The 26,056-nt window shown below is 39.1% G+C and carries 21 protein-coding genes; 11 read left to right on the top strand and 10 right to left on the bottom strand.

Features of this window, described 5'->3' with window-relative positions:
- Window positions 1-16 precede the first annotated feature (16 nt).
- Window positions 17-685, top strand: coding sequence for a phosphate signaling complex protein PhoU (gene phoU, locus FJR05_RS18245; RefSeq protein ID WP_168645427.1), 669 nt, complete (start codon window positions 17-19; stop codon window positions 683-685).
- A 216-nt stretch (window positions 686-901) separates the two neighbouring features.
- Window positions 902-2,545 (top strand): iron uptake porin, encoded by a 1,644-nt coding sequence (locus tag FJR05_RS18240; protein ID WP_168645426.1) that lies wholly within the window; start codon window positions 902-904, stop codon window positions 2,543-2,545.
- A gap of 171 nt (window positions 2,546-2,716) precedes the next feature.
- On the opposite strand, the gene FJR05_RS18235 is transcribed toward FJR05_RS18240, so the two are convergent.
- The 3 genes from FJR05_RS18235 to FJR05_RS18225 form a co-directional block, all read right to left on the bottom strand.
- The gene (locus FJR05_RS18235) at window positions 2,717-3,616 is read right to left on the bottom strand and encodes an ABC transporter permease (RefSeq protein WP_168645425.1); all 900 of its coding nucleotides are present in this window, start codon (window positions 3,614-3,616) and stop codon (window positions 2,717-2,719) included.
- A 116-nt stretch (window positions 3,617-3,732) separates the two neighbouring features.
- Window positions 3,733-4,449, bottom strand: a complete 717-nt coding sequence (locus FJR05_RS18230; protein ID WP_168645467.1) for a hypothetical protein — start codon at window positions 4,447-4,449, stop codon at window positions 3,733-3,735.
- 227 nt (window positions 4,450-4,676) lie between these two features.
- A complete protein-coding gene (locus tag FJR05_RS18225; protein WP_168645424.1) occupies window positions 4,677-4,835 on the bottom strand; it encodes a hypothetical protein in 159 nt (52 codons plus the stop codon).
- A gap of 445 nt (window positions 4,836-5,280) precedes the next feature.
- On the opposite strand from FJR05_RS18225, the gene FJR05_RS18220 reads away from it, so the two are divergent.
- The 5 genes from FJR05_RS18220 to FJR05_RS18200 all read left to right on the top strand — a co-directional run bounded on the left by FJR05_RS18220 (window position 5,281) and on the right by FJR05_RS18200 (window position 11,150).
- Window positions 5,281-7,629, top strand: a complete 2,349-nt coding sequence (locus FJR05_RS18220; protein ID WP_168645423.1) for a ribonuclease R family protein — start codon at window positions 5,281-5,283, stop codon at window positions 7,627-7,629.
- A gap of 80 nt (window positions 7,630-7,709) precedes the next feature.
- Window positions 7,710-8,330: a flavin prenyltransferase UbiX gene (locus FJR05_RS18215; protein ID WP_168645422.1), complete on the top strand. Its 621-nt coding sequence runs from the start codon at window positions 7,710-7,712 to the stop codon at window positions 8,328-8,330.
- Window positions 8,331-8,551: 221 nt separating this feature from the next.
- Entirely contained in the window at window positions 8,552-9,187 is a 636-nt protein-coding gene (locus FJR05_RS18210; protein ID WP_168645421.1) for a LapA family protein, read from the top strand.
- A gap of 46 nt (window positions 9,188-9,233) precedes the next feature.
- Window positions 9,234-9,770 carry a shikimate kinase gene (locus tag FJR05_RS18205; protein ID WP_168645420.1) on the top strand — a complete coding sequence of 179 codons (537 nt, stop codon included), beginning with the start codon at window positions 9,234-9,236 and terminating at the stop codon, window positions 9,768-9,770.
- A 213-nt stretch (window positions 9,771-9,983) separates the two neighbouring features.
- On the top strand, window positions 9,984-11,150 hold the full coding sequence (locus tag FJR05_RS18200; protein ID WP_168645419.1) for a hypothetical protein: 1,167 nt from the start codon (window positions 9,984-9,986) through the stop codon (window positions 11,148-11,150).
- Here FJR05_RS18200 and FJR05_RS18195 read toward each other — a convergent pair.
- Complete coding sequence (locus tag FJR05_RS18195; protein ID WP_168645418.1) at window positions 11,147-13,480, bottom strand: putative PEP-binding protein; 2,334 nt, start codon at window positions 13,478-13,480, stop codon at window positions 11,147-11,149. The two genes, FJR05_RS18200 and FJR05_RS18195, sit on opposite strands and share 4 nt — an antisense overlap.
- Window positions 13,481-13,836: 356 nt before the next feature.
- Here FJR05_RS18195 and FJR05_RS18190 point away from each other — a divergent pair, with 356 nt between their 5' ends.
- Window positions 13,837-14,295: an MgtC/SapB family protein gene (locus FJR05_RS18190; RefSeq protein WP_168645417.1), complete on the top strand. Its 459-nt coding sequence runs from the start codon at window positions 13,837-13,839 to the stop codon at window positions 14,293-14,295.
- Window positions 14,296-14,338: 43 nt separating this feature from the next.
- Here the strand turns inward: FJR05_RS18190 and FJR05_RS18185 are convergent, their stop codons facing one another.
- The 4 genes from FJR05_RS18185 to FJR05_RS18170 all read right to left on the bottom strand — a co-directional run bounded on the left by FJR05_RS18185 (window position 14,339) and on the right by FJR05_RS18170 (window position 19,870).
- Window positions 14,339-14,740, bottom strand: a complete 402-nt coding sequence (locus FJR05_RS18185; protein ID WP_168645416.1) for a hypothetical protein — start codon at window positions 14,738-14,740, stop codon at window positions 14,339-14,341.
- Window positions 14,741-14,908: 168 nt separating this feature from the next.
- Complete coding sequence (gene recF, locus FJR05_RS18180; protein ID WP_168645415.1) at window positions 14,909-16,036, bottom strand: DNA replication/repair protein RecF; 1,128 nt, start codon at window positions 16,034-16,036, stop codon at window positions 14,909-14,911.
- 136 nt (window positions 16,037-16,172) lie between these two features.
- The gene (locus FJR05_RS18175) at window positions 16,173-16,607 is read right to left on the bottom strand and encodes a hypothetical protein (protein ID WP_168645414.1); all 435 of its coding nucleotides are present in this window, start codon (window positions 16,605-16,607) and stop codon (window positions 16,173-16,175) included.
- Window positions 16,608-16,999: 392 nt separating this feature from the next.
- Window positions 17,000-19,870, bottom strand: coding sequence for a cation-transporting P-type ATPase (locus FJR05_RS18170; RefSeq protein ID WP_168645413.1), 2,871 nt, complete (start codon window positions 19,868-19,870; stop codon window positions 17,000-17,002).
- A gap of 247 nt (window positions 19,871-20,117) precedes the next feature.
- Between FJR05_RS18170 and FJR05_RS18165 the strand changes: the two genes are divergently transcribed.
- The gene (locus FJR05_RS18165; protein ID WP_168645466.1) at window positions 20,118-21,788 is read left to right on the top strand and encodes a transglutaminase domain-containing protein; all 1,671 of its coding nucleotides are present in this window, start codon (window positions 20,118-20,120) and stop codon (window positions 21,786-21,788) included.
- Window positions 21,789-21,908: 120 nt separating this feature from the next.
- Entirely contained in the window at window positions 21,909-22,160 is a 252-nt protein-coding gene (locus FJR05_RS18160; RefSeq protein ID WP_027403534.1) for a type II toxin-antitoxin system Phd/YefM family antitoxin, read from the top strand.
- Window positions 22,161-22,348: 188 nt separating this feature from the next.
- Here FJR05_RS18160 and FJR05_RS18155 read toward each other — a convergent pair whose 3' ends face one another.
- Entirely contained in the window at window positions 22,349-23,206 is an 858-nt protein-coding gene (locus FJR05_RS18155) for a hypothetical protein (RefSeq protein WP_168645412.1), read from the bottom strand.
- 368 nt (window positions 23,207-23,574) lie between these two features.
- Between FJR05_RS18155 and FJR05_RS18150 the strand changes: the two genes are divergently transcribed.
- Window positions 23,575-23,946 carry a four-helix bundle copper-binding protein gene (locus FJR05_RS18150; protein WP_168645411.1) on the top strand — a complete coding sequence of 124 codons (372 nt, stop codon included), beginning with the start codon at window positions 23,575-23,577 and terminating at the stop codon, window positions 23,944-23,946.
- 83 nt (window positions 23,947-24,029) lie between these two features.
- Here FJR05_RS18150 and FJR05_RS18145 read toward each other — a convergent pair whose 3' ends face one another.
- A complete protein-coding gene (locus tag FJR05_RS18145; protein WP_168645410.1) occupies window positions 24,030-25,934 on the bottom strand; it encodes an ATP-binding protein in 1,905 nt (634 codons plus the stop codon).
- Between the last annotated feature and the right edge of the window lie 122 nt (window positions 25,935-26,056).

Here is a 26,056-nt window from a genome sequence, read left to right as displayed (position 1 = left end):
TTTTTATATAATTAGCGTGAAAACTGTATTTGATACACCAAATCATGAATTACCGCAAATAAAACGCTCCATTAGGCGTTTAGAACGAGATATATTACGCATGGGTGCTTTAGTAGAGCAATCCTTTCGTCTTAGTCATCAAGCCTTATTTGCTGGTGACTTGATAGCAGCGGAACAAATACCCAAATTAGATAAGAAAATAGATCGCTTTTATCGGCAAATAGAATCTGATTGCACAACTATCATCATTCGTCAAGCACCTAGAGAAAAAGATTTGCGATGTTTAAGTGCTTTTATGCAATTAGTTCGTGACCTAGAACGGATTGGGGATTATGCCAAAGACTTAGCAAAAATTGCCATTAAACTCTTCCCTTATCCTCAACATAGTTCTTTGCCAGAAATCGCCATTATGTCCCAGCACGCCCAGGCAATGTTAGCAACTTGTTTAGTTGCTTTAGCAGATTTGGATGAGACCAGTGGACAAAGAATGAAGCATTTAGATGATGCTGTAGATAATGCTTATGAGCATCTCTATCAAACCTTTGCCCAACAGGAAAATTTTTCTGGAGTCCTGGAACCAATTCTATTGTTAACCCTAGCAATTCGTTGTTTAGAACGCATGGCAGATCACGCAACTAATATTGCCCAACGAGTTACATATATTGTCACAGGTCAGCGATCGTAAATTTGATATTGATCTTTATCAATACGTACCATAAACAGAGTATAATCTCAAATTTACCAGATCATAAATAAATTATAACTTTGTATAAAAATTTTGATATTTAGTTGTTTTAATTGTCATTAATGATGTAGAATCACCATAGAACATTTATGTATAAGTTCCCTTGGGACTTTACCATAAACTGGATTCATTTAGGTGTGTGAGAGACTAAAATTTATGAAAAAAGCTTTTTGGAATATCCTCAAAGTTAGCCCTGCTATCGCTTTGAGCCTACTAACTGGTAACAGTGCCTTTGCTGGTCAAGTTAACGAACAAGTAACAAGTGTTGCTCAGTTATCCCAAGAGTCCAACAGTTTGGGTCAAGTAACATCCGTTTCTCAGTTTTCCGACGTACAACCTACTGATTGGGCGTTTCAAGCTTTACAATCTTTATTTGAACGTTATAGCTGTGGAGTTAGTGGTTATCCTAACGGTACTTTCCGTGGTAATCGCGCCTTGAGTCGTTATGAATTTGCGGCTGGTTTAAATTCCTGCTTAGACCGCGTTAATGAACTCATTGCTACTGCTACTGCGGAAATGGTCAGCAAGGAAGATTTAGCTACTTTACAGCGTTTACAAGAAGAATATTCTACCGAATTAGCAACTCTTCGCGGTCAAGTAGATGCTTTAGAAGCTCGGACTGGCGAACTAGAAGCTAATCAGTTCTCTACCACCACGAAACTATCTGGTGAAGCAATTTTCAGCTTATCCCAATCTTTTGGTGATAAGGTAGCAGTTGCTTCTGGCTCACCAACAAGAGACGCAGACAGCAATGCAACTTTCTCTGACCGGGTGCGGTTGACTTTGAACAGCAGTTTCACAGGAAAAGACCAATTGCAGACTCGGTTGAATGCGGGGAATATTGTTGGTAATAACTCAACTACTGGAACTAACATGAGCCGTTTGGGTTATGACACTGGTGCTACCGGCAATGCTGTTACTGTTGACAAAGTTAACTACGCCTTCAACTTGGGACAAAAGATTCGTGTCAAGATTGATGCTGTTGGTGGTGAATTGAACGAGAACGTCAATGTTTTCAACCCTGACTTTAGAAGCAGTGGTTCAGGTGCTTTATCTCGCTACGGACGTTTCAGCCCCATTTATCGTCAAGCGAATGATGGCGCAGGTGTCACTGTGAACGTCACACCTAGTGATAAATTTGTTTTGAGCGCAGCTTATTTTGCAACAGGTAGAAATAGTGCTGCTAACCCCGCATCTGGAAGCGGACTATTCGATGGTAGTAACACCATATTTGGTCAGTTGGCTTTCAAGCCTAACAAAGCCATTAACATTGGTCTAACCTACGCCCATAGTTATCAAAGAGGTGTTGCCAATTTCTTCGGAAGCACCGGAAGTGCGTTAGCGAATAGTCTAGGTACTGTTGCTGCCGACAGAAGTGAATCTAACAACTACGGTATACAAGTTAGCGTACAACCTACACCGAAGATTACATTAGGTGGTTGGGCAGGTTACACAACAGCTAGTTCCTTAGTTGGTACTCCTTCTAGTGCTGAAATGTTCTACTGGGCTGGTACATTAGGTCTCAAAGACTTCTTGAGAGAAGGTAACACTTTAGGTTTTATCTTTGGTCAGTCACCTAAAGTTACTGGTGCTACAGAGGGTGGGCGATCAATTCTTAATGATCTGAAAACTCAAGGGTTTGAAGCAGGTGATTCTTATCACATCGAAGGTCTGTACAAGATGAAGCTTTCCGACAACATTTTGATTACTCCTGGTGTGTTGGTAATCTTGAATCCTGAGCATAACGACAAGAACGCCAACGAATTGGTTGGTACTTTGCGGACTACCTTCACTTTCTAGAATTAAGTTAGAAAGTAATCAGGATTGATTCGTATAGGTAGGGGTTTAGCAGTGCTAAACCCCTATATTTTTGTATGAAAACTGATAGATAACCTCTCAGTACAGCAAGGCGGGAATGAAATATAATGGGGAGTGCAGAATACAGAGGGCGCAGGCCCTGCGCCCCTACGGTTATTTAGCAAGTTTACGAACGGCAAATAAACTACCCATTAATCCGACTGTTGCACCGAAACCTAAGAGAATTAGGGGTAAGAGAAGGGTTTGGGAAATAGTGAGTTGTAAGCCGTAACGGAGAAATTGGATAAAATCGGGTTGATTGATGAGTAAGCGGTTAAGAAATTGTTGGGTGAGAGAAATGAAACTCCAAGCCAATGCCCCACCTAATAAACCAAAGGAAATTCCTTGTAAGATAAATGGTAGATAAATCCAAGTTCTTGTTGCTCCTACTAATTGCATAATTTCTATTTCTTGACGACGGGCGATCGCAATTAAGCGAATTGTGGTTGTGGTGACGGCGATCGCTGTTAAAGTTAAAATAATGGTTATGGTTAAAGTAATCCAGTTTAAACCTCGATGCAACTGGGCAACCCGTTTGACAGCTTCATCAACATATTGCACCACATCTACTCCCGGTAATTTCGCTAACTGTGTCGCTAAATTTTGTACCCCTTGGGGATTGAGTGCTTTTACCTTCATTTCGTCAACTAGAGGATTACCACCTAATTGTTGAGTAGCGCCGTTAATATCAGTTAAACCAAATTCCTTAACTAATTTTGTCCAAGCTTGTTCCTTCGTAATCATTTCCACACCAGCAACTTCCGGCATTTTTGCCATGACTGGTTCGAGATCAAAAGCTTGCACACCCGGTTCTAAATAAACTGATAATTCTAACTGACTCCCAAATTGATTCAACAGAGTTTCTACTTGCCAAGATACTTGTAAACTTAAGCCAAATAGGAACAGTAACACAGTCACCGTACTAATAGCAGCCCAATTCATCCATCCTCCCCGTTTTAAACCCAGGCAGGTTTCTTTTAACAGGTAATCTAGTTTTGTAAAATATTTAAACATCGAAATTAGGTTTTGCTGATAGCGTGGCGTGAGGGATAGGAGTCGGGAGTAAATTTTTTCCCTGTTCCCTGTTCCCTCTCTCAACGAGTGAATTTAATTTTGTCCGACTACTTAATTTAAAATCCCGCAATGGGGTCTGGTTGGGATTTGAGATAAGTGAGAAAATTTCGTAGTTCTTCTTCACTCAGGAGCGAACGTCCTCGTTTACTGTAGGTTTTGACTAGATAATCTTTTCCTTGTTCGGGTGTCCAGCCTAAGCGCTCGATTTCTACGTCTGTCTGGGCAATAACATCAGATAAGTTAACTGGTTCGTTGCGTCTTTTGTTTTTACCAATGGTTGACTGGACACTGGCATCTTCGTAAGCTGTGTAACTCCGAGGGGTAAACGGTGTCACATTACTGGGAGGGACTGGAGGAACTTCTGTTAAGGGTGGATATTCTGGTTCTTGATGTGGGAATATTTCTGGTTTTGTAATTTGAGTATCAATTTGCTCTTCTAGGAAGGATGGTGTAGATGTTGGTGTATTGGTGTTGCTGACCGGAGGAAGAGGTTTTGATTCCTGTAAGGTAGGTTTGATTGGTGGTGGAGTCACTGATGGTGAAGCTGATTTTGTGGCTTCTACTGGGAGATTTTTGATGCCTAGAAATGTGAATGCTCTATCTCTAGCTTGGTCTTCTGCTGCTTCTACTGTTTCTGCTCCTGCCATACCCGTTGCACGGGTGATGCCTTCGAGTTGTATACTGACACGGACGATATATTTCCCTTGAAAAATTTCTATTAGTTCTGAGATAATACTGCCGTTGGGGTACAAGTTCTGGAATTGTGCCAACATCATACTTTCAACCATTTTTATCTAAATTTTCCTAATAACATAAATTGCTAGTCAGGGAACAACTGACAACTGACAACTGACAACTGACCATCCCCTAGACAAAACCCTATATTTCAATATAAAGTCTTACTAAGAACTAAGCACTAACGATTTTGAATATGTTCTGATACTAGCAGTTGTTCAGCACAAATTGTCGTCTATCTTTAAATGCTATACTAATTACCCAATTAGATATCTAGAAGTATTTTTAAAGAAGTGCGCTCTAAATCTACAATGATAAAGATAAGGTTTGCCCTCGTTGCCTGTGTTTTACTGCTTACCTGATTGTTACCGATTCTACATAAGGGAGAATTGGGTTTTTCAGCGGTTTCTGCTGGTGAAGACATGGCTAACGCCACGTTATGTTATCAGATGCTGATGGTGTGAAATTACCTTATATCTAAACTATCAAACACCTGTGGTTAAGCCAGTTTCTAGCTTGTGGGTGGTATAGAGAGTTCTCCAAACCAAGTCTCTCACTCATCCATTATCTAATTACTTAGTGTTTAATTATTGAGTATCAGGAGTGCATGGTGAAGATTGTTTAGATTAAATCAAGGGTCACGCAAGCAAACTCTGAGATTGTCGTGCAGTGAGAAGTCAACGCAGGGGCTTCCTCTGACAATGACTATGGCTAATGCCACGCTGCGCTATTAGCGGACTTGCCTTGAAGACGAAACACTACGCAAGGGCGAAATTCTTACGGCAGCAAGTGTCTGTAGACCGTGAGGGGATACAGCAAAGGCCAGATTCGACAACAAATGATGTTTTGACCAAAGGTCGGTTCACTGCATGGAATTTTCAATCGCTACACTTCTTGCCAATTTTACAGATGATAAATTGGTGGCTCGTAAAGTCCTAGAAAAGAAATTGGGTTGTGAGGATGAAGAAAGTCTAGAAAAACTCCAAATTACTTTGGATGTGTTGGAAAAAATTGGGCTTTTGGTGAAGGAACGGGGGAAATATCGCCGCGTTACGGAAGAGGGCTTAATTGAGGCGAAACTACGTTGTTCTAGTAAGGGCTTTTGTTTTGCGATTCAAGATAGCGAAGGCTCGGAGGATATTTACATCCGCGAAAGTCATTTGAGTAATGCCTGGAATGGCGATCGCGTTTTGGTGAGAGTCCTCAAGGAAGGTAGCCGCCGGCGATCGCCTGAAGGTGAGGTGAAGTTGATTATGGAACGGTCTAATCATACTTTACTCGCCAGAATTAAGCAGGTGGAGGAAGGGTTTCGGGCTGTTCCTTTGGATGATAGATTGCTGTTTGAACTGAAACTACAACTCAACAACATGAAGTTGGAGGAAGCTATTGACCATTTAGCTCATGTAGAAATCCTCCGCTATCCGTTGGCACAGTACCCCCCATTGGGTCGAGTGGTACAAATTCTGGGTAGTGATGCTGAAGCGGCAGCGGATATAGATTTGGTAACTTGTAAACATGATTTATCCCGAACTTTTCCCGATCCTATCCTCGAAGCAGCGGCGAAATTACCCAAGAGACTCCTGAAGGCTGATCTGAAAAATCGCCTGGATTTACGTGATGTTTTTACCTTCACGATTAAGAGTGTCAACGGTGATGAGTCTGTGGTAGAAAATGCCTTTAGTGTGGAAAAAATTAGCGCTGACAATTGGCGATTAATTTTTCACATTACGGATGTTTCCCACTATATTCAAGCGGATGAAGCTTTGGACAGGGAAGCGCTCAAGCGTGGTAAGTCAGTTTATCTGGGAGAATTGTTATTGCCGATGTTACCAGCAGCGGTAACGGAACGGTGTTCTTTAGTCCCTGGAAGCGATCGCTTGGCTCTTTCCTTTATCATCACCATTAACCCTGAATCGGGAGCAGTGGAGGAGTGGGAAATTCAACCGAGTGTGATTAATGTAGATGTAGCTGTCAGTCAAGCAGAGACAGAAAAAATCCTTGCCGGTGAAAGTAGCAAAGTGGCAGCCGCAGTCCAGGAGAAATTACCAGATTTGCAGACTTTAGCTACGGCTATTAAACAGGTACGCTTGCAGCGCGGTAGTTTACAGTTAAATCTCCCACCTAGTCATAACCCCTATTATGATGAGGGATCAATGGGATCTGTGGTGCTGAATGACTTACCTGGGCGATCGCTAATTACAGAGTTGGTAATATTAGTAAATCAACTCATGGCAGATCACCTCAGTGCCTTGGGGATTCCTAGTTTATGGCGAGTTCAAGGCACACCTGATCCCGAAGATGTCCAGGAAATGCTCAAACTAGCTGTTAATTTAGGTGTGGAATTGGGACTAGATCCAGAATTGGAAATCCAACCCCTAGATTATCAACACTTGACCGGTGCTTTTGCCGATTCCCCATCGGAACAAGTTCTCACCTATTTATTACAAGACACCCTCAAGCCTTCTTTATATAGCATTACCAAAGGTTCTCACTTTGGACTTGCTTTATCGCAATATGTCCACATCACTGCCCCCTTACGTCGTTATCCAGATATTCTCTTACAACGGGTATATCATAACTTAATAGAGCATGGGCGCGATCGCCGGAATACCCGCGTCAAAGACCGAATTAACCTGCGCCATTCCAATTGTCACGAAGAAATTAATTGGAACGTTCTCCCCCCAGAACTCCACCAAGAAATCCAAAGTGACTTAACCAGAGTCATTGTCCAAATTAACGACCGGGAAAAAGAAGTCCAAGAAGCTGAAGCCGATTTAGCCGGACTCCAAAAAGCTTCCTTAATGAAACAACGCATTGGCGAAGTCTTTCCCGGCGTAATTACCGGAGTTCAATCCTACGGCTTCTTTGTCGAAATTGAAGTCCCAGTAGAATCGCCCACAGAAACCAATCTCACCAATACTTTACGGGTAGAAGGACTGGTTCACGTCAGTTCCCTCAAAGACGATTGGTACGAATATCGAGCCAGACAACAAGCTTTATTTGGGCGAAAAAATCGAGCTTCCTATCGGTTAGGCGATAGCTGCATGGTACAAGTCAAAAGTGTTGATTACTACCGTCAACAAATTGATCTTGTCACCGTTGGCGCTGATGGTTTACCCAAAAGTATGGGCGCAAATGGTAACAATGAAGATACAGGAGACATTTATTCACCCAATAAAACCGACTCTTTTGATCAAGAAACCTATGATGAGGAATAGTCAGTTGTCAGTTGTTCTTTGCTGTGAATCAATAACCAATAACCACTGACCAATAACTAATGACCACTGACCAATAACTAATGACCAATAACACAAAACCTTTAATCCTGGGCGTAACAGGTGCATCCGGTCTGATTTACGCTGTTCGCGCCCTCAAATTTCTTTTAGCAGCAGAATATCAGATTGAACTGGTAGCCTCTAAATCAACTTACATGGTTTGGCAAGCAGAACAGGAAACTCGAATGCCAGCAGAACCAGATAAACAAGAGCAATTTTGGCGAGAACAAGCTGGAGTTCCCGAACAAGGTAAACTCCGTTGTCATCCTTGGAGTGATGTTGGTGCTGGTATTGCCAGCGGTTCTTTCCGAACTTTGGGGATGATCATTATGCCTTGTAGTATGAGTACAGTTGCCAAACTCGCTGGGGGACTCAGTTCGGATTTACTAGAACGAGCCGCAGATGTGCAAATTAAAGAAGGACGTAAACTGGTAATTGTCCCCAGAGAAACCCCTTTTAGCTTAATTCACCTGCGAAACTTAACAACCTTAGCTGAAACTGGTGTGAGGATTGTCCCCGCGATTCCTGCTTGGTATCACAACCCCCAAAGCATTGAGGATTTAGTTGATTTTGTTGTTGCCCGCGCCCTAGATCAACTAGATATTGACTGTATACCGATTCAGCGCTGGCAAGGTCATCTATAGCAGGAGTCAGGAGGTAAGAATCTCTTGCCATAAGGCTTTTACTGTAGATTCTGTATCTCATTCAAGTGCATACCGCTATATAGCAATCAAAAATTAATCATTAAAAATGGAAAGACTAAATTTTTAATTTTTAATTCTATTTTGTTCGTTGGTGGCAATAGCTATTTTCATCTGTTTTCTTCTGGTGTATTCTCAAATCTTGCTGTAATTTTAAATTCGTTATGGCTGTAATTCGCTTAATTATCTTGGTGACGGCAATGCTGGGACTAATAATATTATTAGTTCAAAATTTGTCGCCCTCACTTCCATTAATGTTTTTGGGAATGCGAAGTCAAGCATTACCATTAGCATTGTGGATTTTATTGAGCATAGCTGCTGGTATTTTCACATCTTTAATAATTACTAAATTATTAAAATTTGCAACTGATTTAAATTTACAAGCACAACAACCTATCCCTAGATCAATTCCGACTTCATCCCGTGTCAGACAAAATCCCCCACCTCCTAAAAGTCCGTCACCCCCAGTTAATCAAGCTGATGATGACTTTGACGATTGGGACACAAATCGAGATCAAGATGATTGGGATGATGGAGAAGATTCACAACCAGAACAACAAACTTCTACCAATCCACAAAGTTCTAATTCTCGCGCTAGTTCTGTTTATTCCTATAGTTCTCAATCACCGAAAAATACTGCTGTAGGTAAGACTGAATCAGTTTATGATGCTGATTATCGGGTTATTATCCCCCCTTATCAAGAATCAGAAAAAAATCCAGCAACGGATGATGATGACTGGGATTTTTTTGAAGATGATGATTTTGAGGATGATGAAGAAAATAAACCACAAAAACGCTAATTTAAGCTTAAATAATAAATAATAATTTGATAGGAGAAAAATAATTGTGATTGATATATTAAAAGGAGTTAACCTCTACTTAATTGGCATGATGGGAGTTGGTAAAACAACCGTAGGAAAATTAATCGCGCAGGAAATTGGTTATAGATTTGTAGATACAGACGAAGTGATAGTTAAAGCCGCAGGTAAATCTATCAACGAAATATTTGCTGAACATGGTGAAGCAGAGTTTCGTAAATTGGAGGGTGATGTCTTAGCTCAAGTTTGTGCCTATACTAAATTGGTTGTGGCTACTGGTGGGGGTATTGTCATGCAGCAACAGAATTGGAGTTACCTCCATCATGGTTTGATAATTTGGTTAGATGCACCAATAGAAATAATCTTACAGCGATTGGCAACAGACGATACTAGACCACTGTTACAAGATGCTGATATGGAAAGTAAATTGCGATCGCTTTTGGAACAACGTCAACCAATGTACTCCCAAGCTGATTTACATATTACTATTAACGCGACCGAAACACCAGAAGACATTGCCACACGCATCCTAGCCACAATTCCCAGTATTCTCAAACAGCAATAATTTTTTTAGGGACGGGGGAATTAAAAATGGCGTTGCTTAAGGAAGAGATAAACAAGTCTCACGCCAAGGCGCAAAGGCGCAAAGTTTTTTATTCTATCTATAAAAAGGAATAGAAAGCTGTTAATTTCTTGTCAAAAGAAAGATGCAGAATTTCCACATCAAGAGTTGAATTGAATCTAGATTCAATCATTATCCTCAACGGGGATGAAATCTATGGCTATATTTTCTCCTGATGAACTCAAAAATCTAGTCCAAAATCCTCAGTATCCATGCGTTTCTCTATATCTACCTATGGAAAAACTAGGTGGAGAAACGCGACAAAATCCAATTCGGTTTAAAAATTTAATTCGAGAAGCTGAAAATCGCTTAGATGACATAGGGTTACGCCATGCTGAGACTGTAAATTTGCTCGAACCTGCAATAGAATTAGACAATACTGATTTTTGGGAAATTCAAAATCAGGGATTAGTAATTTTTATTTCCCCAAATCTATTTCGTTACTATTGTTTACCTATTTCCTTTCCCCAATTAGTGGTTGTGGGCAAGAATTTTCACATTAAACCCTTACTAAATTTGATTAATAATGATGGACAGTTCTACATTTTGGCTTTAAGTCAAAAGAATGTTCAGTTTTACTCAGGAACGCGTTACCAACTTAATGAGGTAGAAGTAGAAAATATGCCTCATAATTTGGCTGAAACTCTTCTAGAAGATGAATTTCAAAAAGGTGTACAGCATAGAGTTGGTATAGCTAGAGGTGCAACTTCTGCCGCTCAACAGCCTGGTTCTGTGCATGGACAAGGTAGTCCAGATCGGGACAAACATGAAGAAGATATTTTACAATTTTGTTATGCTGTTGATAGTGCATTGCATGAAAAATTACGCAGTGAAAAAGCACCTTTAATATTGGCGGGTGTGGAGTATTTATTACCAATTTACCGACAGGCTAATACTTATCAATATTTAGTAGAAACAGGTATTACTGGCAATGTAGAACTTCTCAAAACCCCAGAATTAAATCAGGCAGCTTGGGAAATTGTCGCCCCTTTATTTCAACAGGAATATGAGGATCTAATGGCTGTTTATCTGCAACTAGCTGGGGAAGAAAGTAACAAAATTGCCAATGATATCAAAACAATTGTTCCCGCTGCATATTATCAAAGAGTTGATACTTTATTTGTGCCTGAAAAAGAATATATATGGGGTAAATTTGATTTACCAACTGCTACGGTTGAGTTACATCCAGAACCGGCACCAGAGGATGAAGATATGTTAGATTTTGCCGTGATTCACACCATGTTAAATGGTGGTAAAGTATACAGTCTGGAGCCAGAAGCAATGCCTGGTGGAGTCAAAGTGGCGGCTATTTGCCGATATTAATTTTTTGAGTCGTGAAGTTGTCGCCGTGCTGCTGCTAAAATTAATCTTTGTTCAGCACGAGCGATCGCTTGATAAGTCCTTTCCACCGCTTCCGGTTCTACAGAAATAGAACTAATCCCCCATTCTATTAATTTATCAATCATTTCGGGATAAAGCACCGGAGCTTGACCACAAATAGAACAGGGAATGCCCCCAGCTTGAGACATTTTAATTAATTGAGATATTGCACCCATCACTGCTGGATTACTTTCATTAAGATATTTAGAACCTATTCCTGGTTTGCCCTGTTCTCGATCTATTCCTAACAATAATTGTGTTAAATCATTTGTGCCAATGGAAATACCCATCACACCAGCTTTAATATATTCAGGTAATAGAAATAATACACTAGGAACTTCTGCCATCATCCATAATTGAAATTGGGATATTTGCATTAGCCCAGCTTGCTCAACCTGATGACGACAAAATACAAATTCTTCAACACTGCGGACAAAAGGTAATAGCAAATTAATATTTTTATAGCCAGATGCTTGAACTATTGCTAAAGCTTGCAATTCTAATTCAAAAACAGCCGGATTTTGTATATAGCTGAAAATACCTCGATTACTGATAATTGATGACTTTGATAATGGGGGATCTGTACTTAATGATGGTAAATCATGAGGTAGCCAATCTAAAGACCGATAAAAAATCGGGTTGGGTGAAAAAGCGCGAGCAAACTGCATAATTTGCTTAGATAATAATTCCAATAATTCCGCTTCTTTTCCAGCTTTTAACCATTCTTGAGGATGTTTTTTCTCCAGAATATTTAACATCATTAATTCTGAACGTAATAATCCTACCCCATCCACAGGCAAACTTTTTACTTGTTTAATTAACCGTCCTTGACTCAGATTTACGAGTAACTTAGTCGCAATTATTGGTAAATTGGTTGGCTGATAATTGACAACTTTTTCCTCTTTAATTAATCCTTCTATCTCCTGACTAGGAAAATTTTCCTCATCGCCTGTGAAACGATATACTTCTCCCTTATCACCATCTATTAATAATTTTTCACCTGCTTGTAAAATAGTTGTTGCACCAGTGGCACTCACCACCGCAGGAATACCCAACTCTCTGGCTAAAATCGCCCCATGACTGGTTAATCCCCCTTGTTCTGTAATAATTCCCGCAACTCCTTGTAGTAAGGGTAAACAATCAGGAGTAATCATTGGTGCGATGAGAATTACGCCCTTAGGAACTTGGATTGTTTTTTGTGATGAATTAAAAATATGAGCATTAGCAATAATTCTCCCTCTGGCTGCCCCAACGCCTTGAATAAATTGCACACTCTTATTTACAGATTGGGGAACAGTGACTTCTGTAATATAGAGTTTTGTGGCTAAAGATTCTTTGGCAACTGTCCATTTCATAGTTAAAGTTGCACCTAATTCATTGACTATTTGATTGCCTACAGTAATTAATTCTTGCAAAAATTCTTCTGGTAAAGCATATTCTTGCTGCTGAGATTCTTCTAAAATATAGGCTAATAAAAAATCAGTATTTAATGTTGGTTGTAGTTGTTCATCTGTAAAAGCATTGCTATGATTAAGACGATAAGCCAACATTTTATTACCCAATTGTCTTTCTATGACTACGCCAGTTTTTGGTTCTATGTAATAAACATCTGGTAATACTTCACCGTTGGTAATTGCCAGTCCTAAACCCCAAGTAGCTTCAATATCCCATGCCAATGATTTAGTATTGATTACACCAGATGCGATCGCATTGTCAACTGGTTGCACTAACACCCCTAAATTAATGCTGGGCAAACTAATCCCCGCACTGTGCCAATATAATAAACTTCTCGCCCGGAATAACTGACTCCAAAGCTGCTTTAAAGCTTCACCGATTTCTTCTTCTTCACAAGGACAAAATACTGGTTCTAATAACCCAGACACATTGTTCATTTCTTGGTTATTTGATATTGCCAAACTGGGACGCAAAATTAAACTGCTTCTTTGCCATTGTCTCGCAGCTTGAAAAATTGTCCGCACCCAGTGAGGTGGCACAGTCGCTGAGATAATTTCCTGACGTAAGCGCCCGGCCACCTGTTGCAGTTGTCGCCAATTATGTACATCTAAATGTAGAGAAGAATAGGGTAAATCAGCAATTAACGACTCTGAACTGTTGAGAGTTTCTAGGAATTGCCGTAAAACATCCGCTTCTACCACAAAACCCGGTAAAACAGGATAGCCCTGTTGTTTAATTTTGCTTAAATAAAACGCCTGAACGCCAACATTGGCGCGGTCTTGTAGTTTAATTTGGTCAAGCCAATAGAGTTTATCCACACAATTTATGAGATTTCAGAGGGAACGGAGAACGGTAAAAACTCATGTTTAGAAATATGAGGTTGAAATAATGACACTGTTTTTTCGGGCTATACATCTTTTAAAAACATCTTTCTTGTGACTTAGCTTTAAACTCAGTAACTTTTGTTTTAAAGAACAGGACAATTTCTGTTCCCTGTTCCCTGTTCCTTTTTTTTTGTAAAATTGGATTACTACGGTATTTATTCTGACCTGATTATTAAATAATATTTATGACATAGTTTTTGTTACTATATTACCAATTAGCATGGACAATAAACTCAACTTTATAACTAATTTCCTAAATTCCCCGTCAAACTACTTACCACCAAAATAACTTGATAAACCCTTACTATATTGCCAGCAATGATTGGTTAAACACCGGGCTACGTCTGTGTTTCGCCTTGTTTATTGGAGCTATAATTGGCTTAGAACGACAACTAAAAAATAAACCGGCTGGTTTAAGAACCCATATGTTAGTAAGTTTGGGTTCAGCCGTGTTTACCCTTATCACTATCCAAACGGGTGGTACAGAATTTAGTGCTGATTCTCTTAGTCGTGTAGTTCAAGGTATTGCGGCTGGAGTCGGGTTTTTGGGGGCTGGGGAAATTTTACGTGAATCTTCCCAAACATCAAAATCACCGGAAGTTCATGGTTTGACTTCTGCCGCTGCGATTTGGGTAGCTGCTGCTTTGGGAATTGCTGCTGGGTGTGGTTTATGGCAATTAGGATTAATGGGTGCGATTTTAACTGTAATTATTCTACACATATTTAAAAGATTAGAAAAATTTTATTAGTCATTAGTTATTAGTCAGTGGTCATTGGTCTTATGAATAAACTTTAAAATAACGCTAGGGCTTTGACAAAAATTTCTTCCTCTGGTCTAGTTTGGAGAATTGATTTTACTAAATTAATAAATTCTTCATCTGAATCATGATCATTTTTCAAGGTTTTACTAGCTGCATAAAAACTCACATCATCAATACTTAATTCATTGGTAATACCAGTTTTCAAGAGAGGTTGATTGATAGACCAGGATAAAGACTTTCCTCTTAATGTAAATTGAAACCAAGTTATTTCATGATTATTTAATTCAAAAAAGAGATCAAAATAAGGTTCTCCTCCTTGAAACCAGACTCTAATTGTACCTTTTTGTGGGCTTTGTTTGAGTATGTTTGGTGCAATAGCTCTTAATGATGCACCTAAAGATGTAATTTCATTTTCGGTGAGAATATAATTCATAATCGAGGAGTCAGGAGTCAGGAGTCAGGAGTTCAGGAGTTCAGGAGTTCAGGAGTTCAGAAGTTCAGAAGTTCAGAATTTAGGATAAATAATAAAGAATAAAGAATAAAAATTACCAATGACCAATTACCAATTACCCATTACCAATGACCAATGACCAATTACCCATTACCCATTACCATTTTCTAATATTTTCCCAGCATTTACATATAAAATCTGGGAGGATTTCAACCATTGAGAGTCAAAAGCACTCAAATGAGTGGTAGTAATCAAGGTTTGAAATCGGTCTTGAATCGCATCAAGTAATTGATTTTGGCGAGATGGATCTAATTCGGCTAAAACATCATCTAATAATAGTAATGGCGGTTCATTAATAACTTCTTCAATTAATTGTAATTCTGCTAACTTTAAAGCTAAAACTAATGTTCTTTGTTGACCTTGAGAACCATATTGACGGGCAGGAGTTTGATTAATAATTAGTTCTATTTCATCACGGTGTGGTCCGACTAAGGTTATTCCTCGATGTGATTCTGCAACTGCTCTTTGTTGAAGTTTAGCAAAAAAGGCTGCTTGTAATTCTTGAGGAGAGTTTTTTTCTAGGGGAACATTGGCAGCATAATTGATTTGCAGAATTTCGGACGCTCCACTAATACTAGCGTGCCATGCAGAAGCTATAGGAGCTAGTCTTTGAATAGCTCTATCTCTTCTCATAATCACCCTTGTACCAGCAGTTACTAATTGTGCATCCCAGATAGCTAATTCTGATTGTAGGGATTTTTCTGGTGTATTTATATAAAGTTTTAAAAAGGCATTGCGTTGTCGTAAAACTTGGTGATATTGGTGCAAAATGTGGGCATAAACTGGTTCTAATTGAATTAAGAGCGTATCTAACCAGTTACGACGACCTTCTGGACTACCACGCACCAATTCTAAATCCAAACTAGAAAACTCTACTGCATTGAGAACACCGAGAAAGTCCATTTGTCTGGGGATTATTTGCCCGTTTATGGCGACGGTGCGACGGGCTTGACGACGGAGGGTGAGAGTTAAATCGCTGTGGCTATGAATCCGTTCTAGGGTGGCATGAACTTGGGCTGTAGATTCACCTTCCTTAATTAAATCACGATCGCGTGCCATCCGGTGCGATCGCAATGTTGCCAATAACTCCACAGCCTCTAACAGGTTCGATTTTCCTTGGGCATTATTACCTACCAAAATTGTTTTAGCAGCGTTAAATTCAACTTTTTGGTTTTGGTAATTGCGAAATTGTTTGAGGTGTAAAGTTTTTAAGTGCATAATGGCTAAGGATTCAAAATCCCTGACTTCTATAATATAAAACCCACGCAGGTGGGTTTTGCCTGTGTAGCCGTGACTTCCAGTCGCCTGGATTCTTTTGGGGATTTTTCGGGAGATAAGAAAATTATTAATTATTTTAAGATCCTGTCACCAAACTTACTTGGTACTTTTCAGAATCGCTTTTCATACATATAAATTCATTTAATGGGTCGTATGTATCAAAATTCCTAAGATTTTCCTCTTTATTGATATCATTTTCCAAATACGCTAGGGCTAATGTGGAAGTAACATAAATATTTCCATGTTGTTTAAAGGCTGTTACTAATTCAGATTCGGGAGGATAGTCTTTTAATAAATGTTCGGCTAGATATCCTGTGACAATTATGCCTTTCAAACCCGTTTCTTTGTAACCCTGTTTAGATATCATCAACGATATACTGTCAGCATCGAGATGAGATAAATTATCGTAATCTTCAAAGAATGGGCAAAAAACTTTCATAAGATTTTTGACAGGATTTTTAACTTTCCCGTAGTTGGGATCTTGCTGTTTTCTCCGTTTGGATTCACCCATGATATCTATCTCCTAATTAATTTTATAATTTTACCCGCATCCAAGGGTTTTTTATGCAGCAATACAATTAAGGGCGGGGAAACCCCGCCCCTACAGGATTGACGATGAAATTCTGGATCTTGTCGAAGTTGATTTTTAGATACATATTGATGACTAATTGGTAATAAATGTCAGAATCAGAATAAAAAATCCAAAGATCATGAAATTAAATCCTGTTAATCTTCAAATCCTGTAAATCCTGATTCTGACAATTTAAGTAGGTGAACCGAAAAATTTAAAGGTATGTGAAGAAAAGTAAAATCGCCCAAAACTCTCTTCCTGTTCCCTGTTCCCTGTTCCCTGTTCCCTTGCCCCAACGACAATTTTTAACGTAACGCCAACCTACTTATCAATTAAACATTCCTTTTGCCCATGAAGCGGAAGAATATCTTCTCTCCTTCAATCCAGACAAACATTAAAGCACTAAAACCGATACAAATTCCTAATTCTTGTAAACTGAGTGCATGAGTACCAAAGAAACTTTGCAGAGGTGGAACATAAATTAACATCAGTTGCAAAATTGTGGTGACAATGACTGACCCCAGGACAAAGGGATTAGAAAAGGGATTCATCTCAATGGTTAATTGATTATTAGAGCGAATAGCGATCGCATGACCCATTTGTGCTAGACATAATGAAGTAAATACCATTGTCTTCCAAGTATCTTCATGTCCTTGATACCCGGCTGCATGAGAATGATGGTAAGCCCATTCCATGAGGATAATTGTAATCACAGCGAAAACAATCCCAATGCGAATCATGTAAGAACCTAAACCCCTAGCAAAAATACTTTCACGGGGACTAAAGGGGGGACGTTCCATCACATCAGGTTCTGGTGGTTCTACAGCCAATGCTAAAGCTGGTAAACCGTCTGTTACCAAATTCATCCAGAGAATTTGTAAAGGACTCAAGGGAACACCACCCAACCCCAACAATGGCGCAGCGGCAATGGTGAGAACTTCCCCAATATTACTACCCAAAATGTATTTAATAAAGCGGCGAATATTGGTATAAACAACTCTACCTTCCTTGGTGGCAGCAACTATGGTGGCAAAGTTATCATCAAGGAGGATCATGTCGCTGGCTTCTTTGCTCACATCTGTGCCTGTGATGCCCATCGCAATGCCTATATCAGCTTGTTTGAGGGCGGGAGCGTCATTCACCCCATCGCCTGTCATAGCTACAAATCGCCCGCGACGTTGCAAGGCTTGGACAATTCTTAATTTATGTTCTGGGGAGACTCTCGCGTAAATACTCACTAAGTCTACCTGTGTTTCTAGTTCTTGGTCAGTGAGAAGTTGTAATTCCTTACCAGTGAGGACTCTATCACCTTCTTGGGCAATTCCCAAATCAATAGCGATCGCTTGAGCAGTTAATTGATGGTCGCCAGTAATCATAATCGGACGGATGCCAGCGTGGCGACATTCTTGCACAGCCGCCCTCACTTCGGGACGAGGCGCGTCTAGCATTCCCACCAACCCCAACCAAACCAAATCCACTTCCGATGTATCTTCTGAACCATCTGGGGGAACTTCCGTCAGCGGTTTATAAGCAAAACCTAAGACTCGCAAACCTTTACCCGCCATTTGGTCATTAGCTACCAAAATTTGGCTGCGGTGTTCGTCAGTGATAGGAATCGAGTGATTACCTAAATGGATTTTTGTACACCGTTCCAAAGTTAATTCCGGTGAACCCTTGGTGAACATCAGATATTGTTCCGATTCCACAAAACCAGCAATAGCTGGGTCAATGGCGGTTAAAGAAGATTCTCCAGTTGCTACAGCTTGGAGTTGACAAATCACACTCATGCGCTTCCGTTCTGAAGAAAAGGGAAATTCGGAAACACGAGGTAATTTACTACTCCATTGGTCTTGTTCAATTCCGGCTTTTCCTGCCAAAGTTACTAAAGCCCCTTCTGTGGGGTCGCCTAAAATTGCCCATACTCCTTGTTGTTGTTGCAAAACAGCATCATTACAAACCGCACAGGGAACAAGCAAGGCAGAAATTTCCGGGACTTCATCTAAACTAACTTTTTCACCATTTAGCTGAAAATCGCCAATGGGGGTATAGCCTTCTCCAGTAACGCGAAAAGTAGAATTATTGGTGTACACCGACTGTACAACCATTTTATTTTGAGTTAGAGTTCCGGTTTTATCAGAGCAAATAGTAGTTACAGAACCAAGAGTTTCTACGGCTGGGAGTTTGCGAATTAAAGCATGATGCTTGACCATGCGCTGAGTTCCCAAAGCCAGAGTCACGGTGATTACCGCTGGTAAACCTTCAGGAACTACAGCCACCGCCATACTTAAAGAAACTTCCACCAATTCTTGTAAATTCTTCCAGCCTATTCCTTTAGTTAGATCATGAATCAGTCCACCACCAACTACTATGGCTACAAGAATTAAAGAACCAGTAACAAGAACGTTACCCAATTGGGTCATGCGTTGTTGTAAAGGTGTAGGTTCACTGTCCACAGACTGCAACATGGTGGCAATTTTGCCTAGTTCCGTTCGCATTCCGGTGTGAGTCACCAGTACCTTCGCCCGACCTTGGACAACTTCCGTACCTTGAAAAACTGAATTGAGGCGATCGCCTAATGGTGCATCTTCTGGTAAGGTGAGTATGGCTTGCTTATTGACAGCTTCGGCTTCACCTGTAAGAGCCGACTCTCGTACTTGTAAATTAGACTGTTCTATTAAGCGACCATCAGCAGCTATTTGCACTCCAGCTTCTAGGAGCATCACATCCCCTGGTACTAACTCCTTAGCCGCCACGTCCCCCAGTTTACCGTCACGAAGGACTCGCACTGAGGGAGAAGACAGTTTTTTCAAAGCTGCTAGAGCTTTTTCGGCCCGGCTTTCTTGTACATAGCCCAAAATACCATTGAGGATAACTATGGCCATAATGGCAATTGTGTCTTTAAATGGTACTTCACCGGGTTTTAATGTCCCCCCAGTCAAAGCCACTAAATCCAAAAAGCCAGAAATAAGGGCAACTGCAATCAGCATCAATAACATGATATTGGTAAACTGATCTAGCAGAATTTGCCAAGGACTGCGACCTCCATGTTCTTCGAGTTCATTGAGGCCATATTTCTGACGACGCTGTTCAACTTCCGGGGAGGTTAACCCCCTGTTTGCGTCACTATCAAGCATTTCTAAGGCTTTATCAACTTCCAAACCATGCCAGAGGTTAGTAGATTCAGGTAAAGAATGAGCAGACATCGTGTAGGTTACAGGAAATGGTTACAAAATTCGATCATAATTTAGTGATGTCCAAAAATGTGGAATTGGTCAATTGTCAGTTGTCATTGGTCAGTTGTCAGTTGTCAGTTGCAAAAGAATATTTCTCTCCCCTACTCCTCCTACTCCCCCTACTCCTCCTACTCCCCTTACTCCCCCTACTCCCCCTACTGCCTAAATAGTAACTGACGTTAAAAAGTAATGATTTATGACTAATATGCTTAATAATATGAGCCTTCCCCTACCCAGTTTGACGGTGAGCCAGATGTTTGGGCAAAAAATAATCAGACCAGTTACGGCTGCTACCCTCTACGGTATTGCTTTCATTAAAGATAGACTTATTGCTATTGATACGGTTAAAGGTCATTTATTAGAAATTGACCCTCTTACCGATAACAGCAAAATTATCAATCCCCACCAAGTCCGCGAATTTCAAGAAGTGACCGGTTTAGCCGTGTGGGAAGATGATCTTTGGGTGACTCGTGAGAACAGTGTTTATTTATGTAAATTGGCATCTTTAGGGTTAGAGCATTTTGTGACTTTACCCTATCCTGCTGATGGTGTGGCCGTTTGGGAATCTACCGTTTATGTTAGTTGCCAAAGACTTGGCTATATTTTGATTTTTAACCGGGATACTCGCAAAGAAATCACCAGATTTTATGCCCCTGGTGTTGGTATCCAAAACTTGGCAGTTAGTAAAGAAACTTTGTGGGTATGCGATCGCACGGAACAAACAGTTTACTCTATGGATAGGGCAACTGGAGAAGTCCGTTTTAGTGTTCTCACCCCCTTTGATTCTCCCACAGGTATTGCAGTTCAAGGGCAGGATGACACAGGCAAAGATCGGATTTATGTGGCATACTCCAGCGAAGAACCTTATATCCGGGATAATCCCAACGCTGACCCTTGTTTTGAATTAACCTACCGCGATCGCACCTTCATTCATTCCCTACAATATCATTACCAGGAAGATAAACGCTACGCCCTCTCCAATGGCTATCTCATAGAAATGTCCTATGTTGAAGAAATTTCCCCCCTGGATGAAGTTTACCTAGCCGATATAGAATGGCGTATTGCCCTCCCCTCAGAAACCCAACGGCAAAAAGTCCAACAAGTTGAAGCGATTGGTTTACCTTTCACAGAAGAAATCATTGACGGACAAAGAGTAGCCGTATTTAAATTTGATAGCCTGGCCCCCGGTGAACGTCACATATTTGGCTGGAAAGCATTAGTAGAAGTACGCGGCATTAAACATCGCATCACTCCCAGAGACGTGGAAGATATTCCAGAACTGTCACCAGAATTAAAAACCCGCTATCTGGTAGATGATGACGACCTAGCAATGGATACCGATATTGTCATCCGTGCAGCCCGCACAGCCGTTGGTACAGAAACCAACATATTACGGAAAATGTACAGTATCCGTAACTATGTCTATGATCAATTGTCCTATGCCATTAAACCTCATATTGACTCACCCGATATCGCCTTAGATCGGGGCACTGGTTCTTGTGGAGAATATGTAGGTGTATTACTAGCACTTTGTCGCCTGAATGGCATTCCTTGTCGCACAGTTGGTAGATATAAATGTCCAGTCTATGCCGAACATCAAGGCGTTCCTCTCCAACCCGATTTTAATCATGTTTGGTTAGAGTTTTACATTCCGGGAATTGGTTGGTTGCCAATGGAATCCAATCCTGATGATCTCGAAGAAGGTGGACCATATCCAACACGCTTCTTTATGGGCTTATGCTGGTATCACATCGAAATTGGTAAAGGCATCACCTTTGAAACCTTAAGCAGAAATGGCATCCGCTTAACAAAAGAAGAGATTTCACTAGGTGACTTAGCTATCAACCATATTCGCTTTACCATTCTCAAAGAATTACCACCTTTTTAATTTTTGATTGAGGAACGAAACCCAACACAAAATATATAAATGTTGGGTTTCCTTGCATCTGAGTCCACCTCAGAATCAATTAACAAATTTGAGTTATGATAAAGAGAAAGGAGGTATATTATGATTTATTTATCTGCCACAGAAGCAAAACAAAATTTTACAGAATTTTTAGATAAAGCTCAAAAAGAACCAATAACCATTCAGCGTCAGGAACAAGATTTAGTTGTAGTGCTATCTGTCTTAGAGTATCAAAGATTAACTAAATTGCTAAAAAATGAGTTTCAGGGATTTTGTGATCAAGTTGGTAAAAATGCCGAAGTAAAAGGTATGACAGAAGAAAAGCTCAAGGAAATTCTTGAAAGTGATGATTGAGCAAAGAATTGTTATTGACACTAATTGTTTTGTGAGTCGGTTACTAACTCCCAAATTTATTACTTCTTATACAAGAGAATATTAATTTAACTTTTGTAGGTTGGGTTGACGTAAGGAAACCCAACATTTTTTAACATTATTAAAATTGTTTTTGGGTTGCGCTGTCGCTTAACCCAACCTACGATTTTCTATTCTACATTCACCCAGAAATCTGCGGTTTTGATTTGTCCGTTGCGATTAAATTGCATCCACATTTTATATGTTCCTGATTTGGGAAACTTAGTATGAAATTCGACCTTTCCATTAGCAGGATCTTTCATTGCGTGTGCATGAATGTAATCCGATGTAGTTAAAGGAGACGAACTTTTAATAATTACTAAATGTCCCTTTTCCCCTAAATAGGACTGTAAATCTTTAATTGGTTGATTTTTTTGATCCTTTAAATCGAAACTTAAAGTTACTGATTGACCAGCTTTAATATTTTTTTCAGAAATATTCAGATTCACATTAGTATCTGAAATAGTTTTAGTTTTGCTGAACTTTTCTAAATTTTTTGGTAAAGGAACTGTACCAGGAATTGTAATATTCATTAATGAGACATTTTCCTTACTCCCAGCAGGTTTATAATCACTGAAAAGTGTATAATTGCCTGATTCTGGGAAATTTGCAGTTACTTCAAAACGACCATTTTCTTTGTATTCTGGATGAATATGATCAAAATTTCGTAAATCATCACTAACAACAATTAAGTGCATGATTTTTTCTTGGAAAATATCAAATTTATTGACAGGTTTTCCAGTATCGTCTTGAATATCTATGACTAAATTCATCCCTTGATTGGGAGCTAAATTGTTGGGAGGAGTTAATTTAGTTTGAGTATTTATTTGTGAATTATTGCCATGATTTGTATGTTCCATTGAATGTCCATCATGATTCATCATACTACTTGGTGAAACCTGTGCTTCAGTAGATTTATTCGTTGATGAACAAGCAGGAGCTAGTAGTAAAGTTGTAACTACAAAAATACCTGAAAAAAATCGGTTCATTTTTCTATTCTCTCAATCAAAAGTTTAAATTTAAAGCTGTCGAAGTAAACACACCACTGAAAGTAGTTTAGCTTATTCTTCTGTTTTAAGTGTGGTGGAAACTTGTTATCTGATAAAAGTTGATTTTTAGATATTCTATTGTTTTTTTGGTGGGGGAATGTGAACAGTTAGTTTATGTTTGCATACAAAAATGAAATGAGAATGAAATGAGAATGAAATTTAAACTGTATCTCTCAATTGGAAGAAATAATTAATACACCATTAGACAGACGCAATTGTTGTTTTTATTTTCTAAGGTGAACATAATAAAGCTCAATAATCTTATGAGCAAACTTCAGCAAAGTTAGAAATTCAAAGGTTTTGAAAAAATGGCTATTCAACAGCTCAACTTACAGCAAGTTAATCAAGAGATACAGCAGTGCATTCAAAATTGTTTAGATTGTCATAGTATTTGCTTGAATACAGTGACTACATACTGCGTTGATCAGGGTAGTATGCACACAGAATCTGATCATATTCGTATTATGCTAGATTGCGCTGAAATTTGTCAAATCAGTGCTAATTTTATGCTGAGAAATTCTAACTTTCATGTGCGTAGCTGTGCTATATGTGCGGAAATCTGTGATAGATGCGCTGATAATTGCAATCGCTTCGGTGATGATTTCCAAATGAAAGCTTGTGCTGATATGTGCCGTTGCTGTGCAGAATCCTGTCGTCAAATGGCTTTAGCTATGGCATAAGTAAAAGCAATACACTAAAACTAGCATAAAGTTTTTGTCTATCTCTCCCCCCAAATTTATTTAGGGGGTTTGTAAATTGTAATTTACCGCAGTGATTGACTTCTTATTCCATTACTAATAACTTCTTTTTTTTCAGTATTAGGTAATAAAGCCAGATCAATTAAAGGTAGTTTGATGATTACTGTTGTTCCTTGATTTAACCCTAAACTCTCTAAGGTGATTTTACCACCCATGAGTTCAATTAAATTCCGAGAAATTGCTAAACCCAATCCAGTTCCTTCAAACTTGCGCGTAGTTGTACCGTCAACCATGACAAAAGGACGAAATAGTTTACCTTGTTCTCCTGGGTCAATACCAATTCCTGTATCTTTGATGGAAACTAAAACATGATGCTGATGCTGATTAATATTTGTAGTGATTTGAATACTACCTTCATCAGTGAATTTAGTGGCGTTACTAATAATATTAATTAGCACTTGTTTAAGTTTAATAGAATCAGATTTTATGGGAATAGGTTTATCACCTATATCACAAATTAATTGCAGTCCTTTCTGTTGAACATTAACTGATTGTAAGTTAATTACCTCTAATAATAATTGTCGTAAATCTAGCGGTACTGTAGTTACGGAAAGTTTACCAGCTTCTATTTTAGAAATGTCTAGCAAATCATTAATTATCTTTAATAAATGAATTGCTGTATCATCAGCTTTTTTAAGAAATTCTAATTCTTCTTCTCTACTGTCGCATAAATCATCACGGACTAACCGGATACAGTTAATAATAATATTCAAGGGATTTCTTAACTCATGGGAAGTTGTAGCTAAAAATTGGCTTTTAATTTGGTTAGCTGATTTAGCTTCTTTCCAAGCGATTTCTAATTCTTCAGCCCAATCTTTTAGTCTTTCTACCATTTGATCTAATGCTTGCGCTAATTGGTTAAATTCCCGAATTTTAAAGTTGCGCGGAATGGGTTGTGCTGCGTGGTGACTATGAAGATTAACAGCGTAATCGCAGAGTTCTTCGACAGGCCCAGCTAAATAAGGAACTAAATAAAATGATGCCAATAAACTTGCCCCAATTAAACCAACCGTTAAAACAATCAGAATTAGTTTAATTTCTTCTAAACCAAATAGGGCATTTTCTACACTAGTAACTGCTAAAACAATCCATCTTTGTGATGGTTTTGTAGTAATAGGTTTAGTAGTAGCTGTAAAGCCTGTAACCAGTTCCTGTCCTTCAATAAAGAATAAATTACTGGAATTATTGCTTCCACTCAAAGCATTTTTAACTATGGCTTGTATTCTTTCCACATCGGCATAATTTTTAATATTAGTACCGATTCTTTCTGGTAATGGGTGGGCTAAAACTCTACCATCTTCAGCAATGACTACTAAAAAACCTGTCAATGAGCCTGGATGATTGGGATTTTGTTGATACAATGTAGTTTTAATGCTTAATCGGTAAGCTAAATTACCACGTTGATTAGCAATCTTGATTGATAAAAATAACTGTAGTTGATTTTGTCTATCTCTTTTACCAGTTTTTCCAAATTGAGATGGCAATATGAATTGAATATCAACATCATCACTGGTGGGAGATAACCCGGATGGGGTAATTTCTTTCATCCCGCAACTACTAGCAATTATTTCACCTTTTTTAATGTGGGTGAATTGGAGACAATCTATTTGAGTTGGTAGTTGTTTTTGTAATTGTTTAAGAAATTGTTCAATTTGGAAGGGTGAACCAGATTTAATTGCTTTTGTCTGACTGGCTGTAATTAAATTGGAGCGCAAAGCGGCAATATCATCACTAATTTTTTCTCCTTTGTTAACCGCACTTTCTGTTAAATTTTGTCGAGCAGTATTTAAGAGACTAGAACGAGCTTTGTTGAGAGCAACCATTTCTCCTACTAATAAAACTGGGACAAATACCAGCAGTATTCTTGTTACTAAAATTTGTCGAAATGATGATTGACGAGATTTAGCCATTGTTTGTTTCACTTCGCATCTTTAAACGACAATTACAAAGATATGAAATTACACTAACCAAAGGAGACATTTTATTAATTGATGATCAGTTTACTATTAATTTAAATTTCTTAATGAAACAA

Origin of the sequence: Dolichospermum sp. UHCC 0259 (genome assembly GCF_009711935.1) — a bacterium.
In the GTDB taxonomy this organism is placed as follows: Bacteria; Cyanobacteriota; Cyanobacteriia; order Cyanobacteriales; family Nostocaceae; genus Dolichospermum.
This window is presented reverse-complemented; position numbering and strand designations above follow the sequence as displayed.